The sequence below is a fragment of the Stenotrophomonas sp. 05L44_2 genome (assembly GCF_056665995.1).
The window spans coordinates 1-10,668 of sequence record NZ_JBFTNR010000091.1; the positions used below are offsets into that span (position 1 = coordinate 1).

Genomic DNA, 10,668 nt, shown 5'->3' on the forward strand with positions numbered 1-10,668 from the left:
CACTACCAGGGTGCGGGCCGGATAAGCGCCCCCACAAACAGAAAGGCCGTGGTCTGCACCACGGCCTCTCCTTCACTCGATGAACATCATTCTTACTTGGTGATGTCCACGTTCTTCGTCTCGCGCAGGAACAGGCCGCCAATCACCACCGACATCAGCGCGATGATGATCGGGTACCACAACCCGTAGTACAGGTTGCCGGTACCGGCCACCAGCGCGAACGAGATCGCCGGCAGGAAGCCACCGAACCAGCCGTTGCCGATGTGGTACGGCAGCGACATCGAGGTGTAGCGGATGCGGGTCGGGAACAGTTCGACCAGGTAGGCGGCGATCGGGCCGTAGACCATGGTCACGTACAGCACCAGCAGCCACAGCATCAGGATCGTGCCTGCGTAGTTGATGCGCGAACCATCGGCCTTGGCGGGATAGCCGGCACCGGTCAGCGCAGTCTTCAGCTCAGCACCGAATGCATCGGCCTTGGCCTTTCCTTCTTCCTTGGTCAGGCCGGCGGCCTCGTACGAGGTGACGCTGGCGCTGCCCACGTTGACCATCGCCAGCGAACCGGCAGCGGCCGGCTGCACGTCATACGGCACACCGGCCTTGGTGAGCGCGGCGGTGGCGACGTCGCAGGAGCTGGTGAACTTGCGCAGGCCCACCGGATCGAACTGGAAGGAGCAGGTGGTCGGGTCGGCCACGACCAGCGCCGGCGAACTGCTGCGGGCCTCTTCGATGGCCGGGTTGGCGAAGTGGGTCAGGCCCTTGAAGATCGGGATGTAGGTGATGGCGGCCAACAGGCAGCCGGCCAGGATGATCTTCTTGCGGCCGATTCGGTCGGACAGCCAGCCGAAGAAGATGAAGAACGGCACGCCCAGCGCCAGCGCGGCGGCGATCAGCAGGTAGGAGGTGGTGGCGTCGACCTTCAGCATGCTGCTGAGGAAGAACAGCGCGTAGAACTGGCCGCCATACCAGACCACCGCCTGACCCGCTGCGGCGCCGAGCAGCACCAGCAGCATCAGCTTCAGGTTGCCGCCCTTCAGGCTGTCACGGAACGGCGTCTTGGAACCCTTGCCCTCCGACTTCATCTGCTGGAACAGCGGCGACTCGCTCAGCTGCAGGCGGATCCACACCGACACACCCAGCAGCASGATCGARACSAGGAACGGAATGCGCCAGCCCCAGGCTTCGAACGCTTCGTTGCCGAGGAAGTAGCGGCAGGCCAGGATGATCAGCAGCGACATGAACAGGCCGAGGGTGGCCGTGCACTGGATGAAGCTGGTGTACAGGCCACGCTTGTCGTCCGGCGCGTGTTCGGCCACGTAGGTCGCCGCACCACCGTACTCGCCGCCCATGGCCAGGCCCTGGGCCAGGCGCAGGATGATCAGTATCACCGGCGCGGCGAAGCCGATCGAGGCGTAGTTGGGCAGCACACCGACCAGGAAGGTCGAGATGCCCATGATCAGGATGGTGACCAGGAAGGTGTACTTGCGGCCGATGCGGTCGCCGAGGCTGCCGAAGAAGGCCGCACCGAACGGGCGCACGAAGAAGCCGGCCGCGAAGGCCAGCAGGGCGAAGATCATGCCCGTGGTTTCATTGACGCCACTGAAGAACTGCTTGGCGATGATCGCCGCAAGCGAGCCATACAGGAAGAAGTCGTACCACTCGAAAACGGTGCCCAGGCTGGACGCGAAGATGACCTTCTTGTGTCCCTGGGTTAGTTGGGCTTTCGCCGGTGCAGGTGTTGTGGACATGGGAAGCTTTCCCTCTGTAGGTGCCGACCTCGGTCGGCACGCAGTCTAGGTAGGTGCCGACCGTTGGTCGGCACTCATTCTTGGTAGGTGCCGACCTTGGTCGGCACTCCTTTAGAAGCTGTACTTCGTAGTGAACTGCAGACGGGTGATATCGCCCTTGTTGCCGTTCTCTATCTCGCGCTTGCCGTACATCAGCTCGGCACCGACATCGACCTTGGGCAGCGGCGAGTAGAAGATGTTGCCGCGGATGCTCTGCACGCTCTTGGTCACCAGCGGGCCGAGGATGCTGTCGTTGTCGTAGTCGCTGCGCGCATAGATCAGGTTGGTGCGCAGCTTCGGCGAGAACGCATGGCGCCAACCGACATAGCCGGCGATCACACCGGTCGGGTTGAGCTCGTCACGGGCCACGTCATAGGCCGAATCGGCGGTGATGCCCAGGCCGATGTAACGGGCGATGCCCTCGCCACCGGTGAACTGGTAGTGCAGCGAATCGCTGTCACCCATCACCCACTTGCCGCCCAGGGTCAGGCCACCGGCCACCTTGTCGGCCTTTGCGCCGGTGGCCTGGTTGTCGACCTTCAGCTGACGGACGATACCGCCAACACCGAACGTACCCCAGTCACCCTTCCAGCCATAACGCAGGGTCAGGTCCGGCAGGCTGCCGCGATCGGAATTGGCGCTGGCATTGGTTTCGACCAGGTCTGGCCGGCCATCCAGTTGTTCCAGTACATGTACGCATGGCGCAGGGTCACGCCATAGGTGTTGGTGGCGGTCTGGTTGCCCAGCGAGTTGCCGAAGAAATCCATCTCGAAGAACGCGCCGGCCTTGTTGCCCGACTCGCTGACGTTGTCGATGCCCAGGTTGAAGCGCGAGAACTTGGCGTGGGCGTTGTAGTCCACGTCCGAGCGCTTGCCGCTGCCGCCGGCGCCTTCCACCGGGGTCTGCCCGGGCAGGTACAGCGAGCGGCCGGTGGCGTCGTCGGCCAGTTGGCCATCGCTGGTCTGGGTGGCCAGGAAATCGGCCTTGATGAAACCGCCGATCTTGACCGTGGTGCCCGGCGCCGCGCCGGGGGTGATGGTGGTGACCTGGATCGGCTGCTTGCCCGCAGGCACCGCCGGCTTCTGTTCGGCCTGCAGCGTGCGGACGTCGGTGACCGCCTGCTGGGTCTRCACGATCTGGGTCTGTTGCTGCTGCTGCGACGCCAGCAGCGCCTGCACCTGCCGCTCCAGTTCGGCGACGCGTGACTCCAGTGCCTTCTCTTTGGCGGTCTCGGCGAACGCCATGCCCGGTGCGACCAGGGCGACCAACAGGCAGGCCGCCAAAGGTGTGCGCACGGCTTTCAACGTACGGTGGCTCATGTTGCCCTCTCTCCCAAGTGGCAAGGTGATGCCGCGCGTGGGGCACGGTCGAGCCGAGACTGCGGGGCGTTTGCACGCACCGGCTATTGGCCATTGGTCGAACCCGGGCCTGCAGGGGCCCGACTTTCGACCAAGGTCTAACCGAAGTGGTGACGCGACCGGGGGTGGATGGGGCAAACTGAGGGGGAACGGCTGCTGCAATGCTGCGGCTGCACACACAAAGTCAACGTGCAAGTGAGGGTGCCATGGCTGATCTCTACCCTGTCGATCCGCAGTTCGCCGCCAAGGCGCGTATCGACAAGAACACCTATGAACAGCAGTACCAGGCCTCGGTGTCCGATCCGGATGCGTTCTGGGGCAAGGCTGCCGAGCGGCTGGACTGGTCGCGCAAGCCGACGAAGATCAAGAACGTCAGCTACGACCTGTCCGACTTCCACATCAAGTGGTTCGAAGATGGCGAGCTCAACGCCAGCGTGAACTGCCTGGACCGCCAGCTGGAAAAGCGCGGCGACAAGACGGCCCTGCTGTTCGAGCCGGACAGCCCGGACGCGCCGGCCCAGCACGTGACCTATCGCGAGCTGTACGAGCGCACCTGCCGTCTCGGCAACGCGCTGCGCAACCTGGGTGTCAAGAAGGGCGACCGGGTCACCATCTACCTGCCGATGATCGTCGACGCTGCCGTGGCCATGCTGGCCTGCGCGCGCATCGGTGCGATCCACTCGGTGGTGTTCGGTGGCTTCGCCCCGAATTCGATCGCCGACCGTGTCAGCGACTGCCAGAGCAAGCTGATCATCACCGCCGACGAAGGCCTGCGCGGTGGCCGGAAGATTCCGCTGAAGGCCAACGTCGATGCGGCGCTGAAGCTGCCCGGCACCAATACCGTGGAAACCGTGCTGGTGGTGCGCCACACCGGCGGTGCGGTGGACATGCAGGCCCCGCGCGACCGCTGGTTCCATGATGTGGTCGACAGCCAGCCGGCCAGCTGCGAGCCGGAACCCATGAACGCCGAGGATCCGCTGTTCATCCTCTAYACSTCSGGTTCSACCGGCAAGCCGAAGGGCGTGCTGCACACCACCGCCGGCTACCTGCTGTACGCGGCGTACACCCATGAAGCGGTGTTCGACCTGCGCGAGGACGACATCTACTGGTGCACCGCCGACGTCGGCTGGGTCACCGGCCACAGCTACATCGTGTACGGCCCGCTGGCCAACGGCGCGACCTCGCTGATGTTCGAAGGCGTGCCGAACTACCCGGACACCTCGCGCTTCTGGAACGTGATCGACAAGCACAAGGTGTCGATCTTCTACACCGCTCCCACCGCCATCCGCGCGCTGATGCGCGAAGGCGAGGAGCCGGTGAAGAAGACCTCGCGCGCCTCGCTGCGCCTGCTTGGCAGCGTCGGCGAACCGATCAATCCGGAAGCCTGGCGCTGGTACTACGAAGTGGTCGGCGACAGCCGTTGCCCGATCGTCGAYACCTGGTGGCAGACCGAGACCGGCGGCATCCTGATCTCGCCGCTGGCCGGTGCGATGGATCTGAAGCCGGGTTCGGCCACCCTGCCCTTCTTCGGCGTGCAGCCGGCCCTGGTCRATGCCGATGGCGAGATCAAGGACGGCCCGACCGAAGGCAACCTGATCATCCGTGACTCCTGGCCGGGCCAGATGCGCACGGTGTACGGCGACCACCAGCGCTTCATCGACACCTACTTCCGCACTTACCCGGGCAGCTACTTCACCGGTGACGGCTGCCGCCGCGAYGAAGACGGCKACTACTGGATCACCGGCCGCGTGGACGATGTGWTSAACGTSWSCGGCCACCGCATCGGCACSGCCGAAKTGGAAAGCGSGCTGGTSTCGCAYCCGAAGGTGGCCGAAGCCGCCGTGGTCGGCTTCCCGCACGACGTGAAGGGCCAGGGTATCTATGCCTACGTCACCCTGGTGGCCGAAGAAGCGCCCAGCGATGAGCTGCAGAAGGAGCTGGTCGCCTGGGTGCGCAAGGAGATCGGGCCGATCGCCACGCCCGACCACCTGCAGTGGGCACCGGGCCTGCCGAAGACCCGTTCGGGCAAGATCATGCGCCGCATCCTGCGCAAGATCGCCGAGAACGCACCGGACCAGCTCGGCGACACCTCGACCCTGGCCGATCCATCAGTCGTGGCGTCGCTGGTGGACGAGCGCAAGGTGCGTTGATGTGCTACCCGGGGTCGGATCCCTTTCCACAAGGAAAGGGCTCTGACCCCATCTGCTTTCCCCCCACGGTTCCCCCCGACCATGACCACCCTCCTGATTGCCGATGACCATCCGTTGTTCCGCGAAGCCCTGCGGGGTGCCGTGCAGCGGGTCATTCCGGGCGTTCAACTGTTCGAGGCCGACAGCGTGGAGGCGCTGTATGCGCTGGCCGACCAGCACAACGACGCCGACCTGGTCCTGATGGATCTCAACATGCCCGGCGCACAGGGCTTCAACGCACTGGTACACATGCGCTCGCTGCATCCGCACCTGCCGGTGGTGGTGGTGTCCGCACGCGAAGAAGCCACGGTGATGCGGCGTGCACTCGACCATGGTGCGCTAGGTTTCATTCCGAAATCCGCCGATTCGGACACCATCGGCCATGCACTCGGCACCATCCTCGATGGCGAGACCTGGGCGCCGCCGGAAGCACACAACGTGCCGCCCACCGGCAGCGAAGAACGCGAAGTCGGTCAGCGCCTGCGCGAGCTGACCCCGCAGCAGTTCCGCGTGCTGCAGATGTTGGGTGCGGGCCGCTTGAACAAGCAGATCGCCTACGACCTCAATGTCTCCGAAGCGACGATCAAGGCTCACGTGACCGCGATCCTGCGCAAGCTGGGCGTGACCAACCGCACCCAGGCGGTGCTGATGGCCGGCAAGCTGGCGATCGACGACGACGCCATCGTGCTGCCGCCGGAAGAAGACTGAGGGTTTGTGCCGGCTGCTGGCCGGCAATCGCCCGTACCTGTATCGCCGCTGCGCTCGCCGGGCATGGCCCGGCGCTACCGGAAACTGCTTTTGCGGGTGCCAGGCTTGCTTGGCACGCTCTCGCCGTTGCGCGTGCCGGCCAGCGGCCGGCACTACCCGCTACGCTCGCCGGGCACGGCCCGGCGCTACCGTATCGCCCGTGGTATAGCCATCGCTATACAAACCAGCCGTGCCTGCGCGTTTCGCGGGAGATGCGCCACGCGCGGATCGCGGTGCTAAGCTTCGCGTCCCCTTGGGGAGTAGCCGGATTCCTACGCAGGAATCGTCCACGTCAACATACTCGGCCAGTGCGCCGTGGCGTGGACAACCATGATGGTTGGCGAGACCAGCGGCCCGCGCGCGCAACGTCAGGTTGGGCGCGAGCGCGAGCCGTGCGTCCGTCCTTGCCCGACCTTCTGCTGCCGCTCATGTCTCCTGTTTCGATCCTCCTGATCGGCTTTGCCATGTCCACCGATGCCTTCGCCGCGGCGATCGGCAAGGGTGCCGCCATGCGCAGGCCGGTGTTCCGTGATGCGCTGCGCGCCGGCATCATCTTCGGCGTCATCGAGGCGATCACGCCCATCATCGGCTGGCTGCTCGGTCGTGCCGCCCTGCAGTACGTCGAAGCCTTCGACCACTGGATTGCCTTCGGCCTGCTCGGCGCACTGGGCATCCACATGATCTACAACGGCCTGCGCCCTGACAGCGGCGAGGACGATGAAGATCCGTCGCAGCACCACGGCTTCTGGAAGCTGGCACTGACCGGTTTCGCCACCAGCATCGACGCGATGGCGGTGGGCATCGGCCTGGCCTTCATGGACGTGCATATCGGCGTGATGGCGGCGGTCATCGGCCTGTGCACGCTGACCATGGTCACCGCCGGCATCATGCTTGGCCGCGCACTTGGCAGCATGGTCGGCAAGCGCGCCGAAATCATCGGTGGCGTGATCCTGGTGATCATCGGTGCGACGATCCTGTACGAACACCTGCACGGCGTGGCGTAACCTGCCGGCGATTGCGAGGTTGCCGGCCAGCGGCYGGCACTACCGGGCGTCGCGCAACGCGCCCAGGAACGCGCGCAGTGAGGCTGGCTTGATCGGCTTGGTCAACAGGCGATAGCCGCGCTCGCGTGCCATCCGCTTCAGTTCATCGCGGCCATCGGCGGTAAGCAGCGCGCCGGGCAATGGATAGCCCGCCGCTTCGCGCAGTGCCACCAGTGCATCCAGGCCATCCATGCGATCGTGCAGGTGGTAGTCCACCAGCATCACCTGCGGACGCTCGGCGATCTTCTGCAACGCCTGGTCCACCGTCGATGCGGTGATCACCTGCACCTGCCAGCGCCCCAGCAGCGCGCGCATGCCATCGAGGATCTCCTCGTCGTTGTCCACGCACAGCACGCGCAGGCCGGCCAGCGAATCGCTGCGGATCGGCGGTGCGGCCTGCGCCACGGTGAGCGCTTCGGTATATCCCGGCAACGGCGCTACCTGCGGCAGGATGATCGAGAACATCGATCCACTGCCAACCCGGCTGCGGGCATTCAAGCGATGGTCAAGCAGGCGCGAGATGCGCTGGCAGATCGACAGGCCCAGCCCCAGGCCCTGCTCGCCCCAGTCAAACGGCTGCTGGTAGCGGTGGAACTCATCGAAGATCTGTCGCATGTGGTGTTCGGGAATGCCGGGGCCGGTATCCCACACCTGCAGCTCCACTTCGTCGCCGCGCTGGCGCACGGCAAGCACGATGCGCCCCTGCCGCGTGTAGCGCAGCGCATTGGCCAGGAAGTTCTGCAGCACGCGGCGCAGCAGGCGGCGATCACTGCGCACCCAGGTGGTACGCGCGAACAGATCCAGCCGCAGCCCACGCCCGGCCGCAACCGGCGTGTACTGCGCGGCCAGCTCACGCATCAACGCACTGACATCGAATTCGCCGATCACCGGATGCAGGCCACCAGCATCCAGCCGCGACACGTCCAGCAGCCCATCCAGCAGCTCTTCGGCCGCACGCAGCGACGCATCCACGCGTTCGGCCAGGTGCCGCTGCTCGTCACTGACATGGTCGCTGTCGCGCAGCGCCGAAGCGAACAGTCGCGCCGCATTCAACGGCTGCAGCACGTCATGGCTGATCGCCGCCAGGAAGCGGGTCTTCGATTGCTGTGCGACTTCCGCAACATGCGAGCGCTCGGCCACGCGCTGTTCCAGTGTTTCGTTGGCTTCCAGCAGCGCCCGTTCGGCGTGCTTGTAGTCGGTGATGTCGTTGTAGCTGGTGACGTAACCGCCGCCGGGCAGTGCCTGGCCACGCATTTCGATCACCTTGCCATCGCTGCGGGTGCGCTCGAACACGTGCGGCGAACCGGCGCGCATATAGCCGATGCGGCGGTTGATCTGCACTTCGATGTCGCCCTCGCCCAGCTCGCCACGCTCGGCGTTGTAGCGGATCAGATCCGCCACCGGGCGGCCCACGTAGAGCATGCCGTCGGGATAGCCGAACATGTCCTGGTAGCGCCGGTTCCACGCGGTCAGGCGCATGTCCGGGTCGACCACGCTGACGCCGGCGCTGATGTTTTCCAGGGTGGTCGACAGGATCTCGCGGTTGAAGCGCAGTTCCTGCCCGGCTTCGTCCAGCACCGCCACCACTTCGCCCAGGTCCATGCCGGAGCCACGCAGCAGGCTGGTCAGCAGCAGGCGCGCGGACGCCGCCCCGATCGATGCGGCCAGCAGGCGCTCGGTGAACTGCACCCACGGCCGGTCCGCCGGTGCCGAGGACTGCAGCTCGCGCCCCAGCGACTGCGCCTGTTCGAAGAACGAGCGCCGCGCATGGCGCTCGCCGACCACGCGCGAGGCCAGTGCCAGCAGGTCGCCCACGTGCACGTGGCCCGGCCAACCACCGGCCACTGAAGGCCGCTCGGCATAGGGATCGAGGAAGGGCGCAGCGCGCAGGCGCTCATCCACGCCCGGACGCCAACGCGCCGATACCAGCATCATCGTCGCCGCGTTGACCAGCAGCGACCAGAACGTGCCATGGGTCAGCGGGTCCCAGCCGGTCATGCCGAACAGCTGTTGCGGCCGCAGCCAATCGATGCCGAACGGACCATGCTGCACCCAGCCTGCATCCATCCAGCCGGCCATGGTCATCGCCGGCAGCAGCAGGGTGTACAGCCAGGTGGCGAAGCCGAGCAGCATGCCGGTCTCGACGCCACGACGGCTGGCGCCGCGCCAGTACAGGCCACCGATCAGGCCCGGCGCGAACTGCGCCACCGCGGCGAACGCCATCAGTCCGTACGAGGCCAGCGTGCTGTCGTTGCTGCTGCTGCGGTAGTAGCTGTAGGCCATCAGTGCCAGCAGCAGGATCGCCAGCCGGCGGATCCACAGCACCCGCGAGGCGACATCGGCCGCTTCCTGGTGGTCGCCACTGCGACGCAGCAGCACCGGCATCACCAGATCGTTGCTGACCATCGTCGCCAACGCGATCGAGGACACGATGACCATGCCGGTGGCGGCAGAGAACCCGCCGATATAGGCGATCAGTGCCAGCGCGTTGCGGCCCTCGGCCAGCGGCAACGCCAGCACCATCGAGTCGTCGGCCACGCCGCTTCCGGTACCGAACAGGCTGATGCCGGCCGTGGCGATCGGCAGCACCATCGCCGAGATCAGCACCAGGTAGCCGCCGAACATCCAGCGCGCGCGGCGCACGTCGCGCACATCCCCGCACTCCACCACCGCCACATGGAACTGGCGCGGCAGGCAGATGATGGCCAGGAAACTGAGCAGCGTCTGCGAAATGAACCCCACCGGCGGAAGCCCGGTGAACAGCGTATGCACCGACTCCACCACCGCYTCGTTGCGGTCGCTGAGCCAGACATAGGCGAACACGCCCACCGCCACCATCGCCACCAGCTTGATCACCGACTCCAGCGCGATGGCCAGCATCATGCCGTGGTGGTGTTCGGTGGCGTCCACCTGGCGGGTACCGAACAGGGTGGCGAACAGCGCCATCAGCAACGCCACGTACAGGGCCGGATCGCTGAAGAACCCGGTCGGGCCGGTGTTGCCGGTCAGTACCTGCAGGCTCATCGCCACCGCTTTGTACTGCAGGGCGAGGTAGGGAATGATGCCGATCAGCGCGATGATCGCCACCAGCGCCGCCAGCCGCCGCGAGCGGCCGAAGCGCGAGGAAATGAAATCAGCGATGGAGACCACGTTCTGGCTGCGCGCGATCAGCGCCAGACGCTCGATGATGCGCCAGCCGAACAGCAGCAGCAGCAACGGGCCGATGTAGATCGGCAGGTAGCCCACACCATTGCGCACGGCGGTACCGACTGCGCCGTAGAAGGTCCACGACGAGCAGTACACCGCCAGCGCCAGGCTGTAGACGACCGGCCGCAGCCACGGCCGGTCCGGGTACATCGGCCGACGGTCGCCCCACCACGCCACGCCGAACAGCAGCGCAGCGTAGGCAACCGAGACCAGCAGCAGGATCCAGCTGGAGACCAAGCGCGTGTTTCCGTCGGAGGAGGGGCCAGTAGATCACGACCGTTGATCGTGATGGTAGGTCACGACGGGGGGGCGCAAAGGTGGGTCATGACCGTTGGTC

Annotated in this window: 5 protein-coding genes, 1 pseudogene and 1 riboswitch; of the genes and pseudogenes, 3 read left to right on the forward strand and 3 right to left on the reverse strand. The window is 65.8% G+C overall.

Going from position 1 to position 10,668, the window contains the following annotated elements; all coding sequences use genetic code 11:
- Positions 1-92 precede the first annotated feature (92 nt).
- Together AC1VAN_RS05065 and AC1VAN_RS05070 are read right to left on the reverse strand one after the other, a co-directional pair.
- The gene (locus tag AC1VAN_RS05065; protein WP_480985382.1) at positions 93-1,748 is read right to left on the reverse strand and encodes an MFS transporter; all 1,656 of its coding nucleotides are present in this window, start codon (positions 1,746-1,748) and stop codon (positions 93-95) included.
- Between the two features lie 111 nt (positions 1,749-1,859).
- Positions 1,860-3,106: pseudogene (locus AC1VAN_RS05070) on the reverse strand (DcaP family trimeric outer membrane transporter).
- Between the two features lie 245 nt (positions 3,107-3,351).
- Between AC1VAN_RS05070 and acs the strand changes: the two are divergent.
- The 3 genes from acs to AC1VAN_RS05085 all read left to right on the forward strand — a co-directional run bounded on the left by acs (position 3,352) and on the right by AC1VAN_RS05085 (position 7,085).
- Positions 3,352-5,295, forward strand: a complete 1,944-nt coding sequence (gene acs, locus AC1VAN_RS05075; protein ID WP_480985383.1) for an acetate--CoA ligase — start codon at positions 3,352-3,354, stop codon at positions 5,293-5,295.
- Between the two features lie 81 nt (positions 5,296-5,376).
- The gene (locus AC1VAN_RS05080) at positions 5,377-6,042 is read left to right on the forward strand and encodes a response regulator transcription factor (protein WP_006477308.1); all 666 of its coding nucleotides are present in this window, start codon (positions 5,377-5,379) and stop codon (positions 6,040-6,042) included.
- A 288-nt stretch (positions 6,043-6,330) separates the two neighbouring features.
- Positions 6,331-6,420: riboswitch (yybP-ykoY riboswitch) on the forward strand.
- An 89-nt stretch (positions 6,421-6,509) separates the two neighbouring features.
- The gene (locus tag AC1VAN_RS05085; protein WP_032976929.1) at positions 6,510-7,085 is read left to right on the forward strand and encodes a manganese efflux pump MntP; all 576 of its coding nucleotides are present in this window, start codon (positions 6,510-6,512) and stop codon (positions 7,083-7,085) included.
- A gap of 39 nt (positions 7,086-7,124) precedes the next feature.
- Here AC1VAN_RS05085 and AC1VAN_RS05090 read toward each other — a convergent pair whose 3' ends face one another.
- Positions 7,125-10,568 carry a hybrid sensor histidine kinase/response regulator gene (locus AC1VAN_RS05090; RefSeq protein ID WP_049465038.1) on the reverse strand — a complete coding sequence of 1,148 codons (3,444 nt, stop codon included), beginning with the start codon at positions 10,566-10,568 and terminating at the stop codon, positions 7,125-7,127.
- Positions 10,569-10,668: the final 100 nt, after the last annotated feature.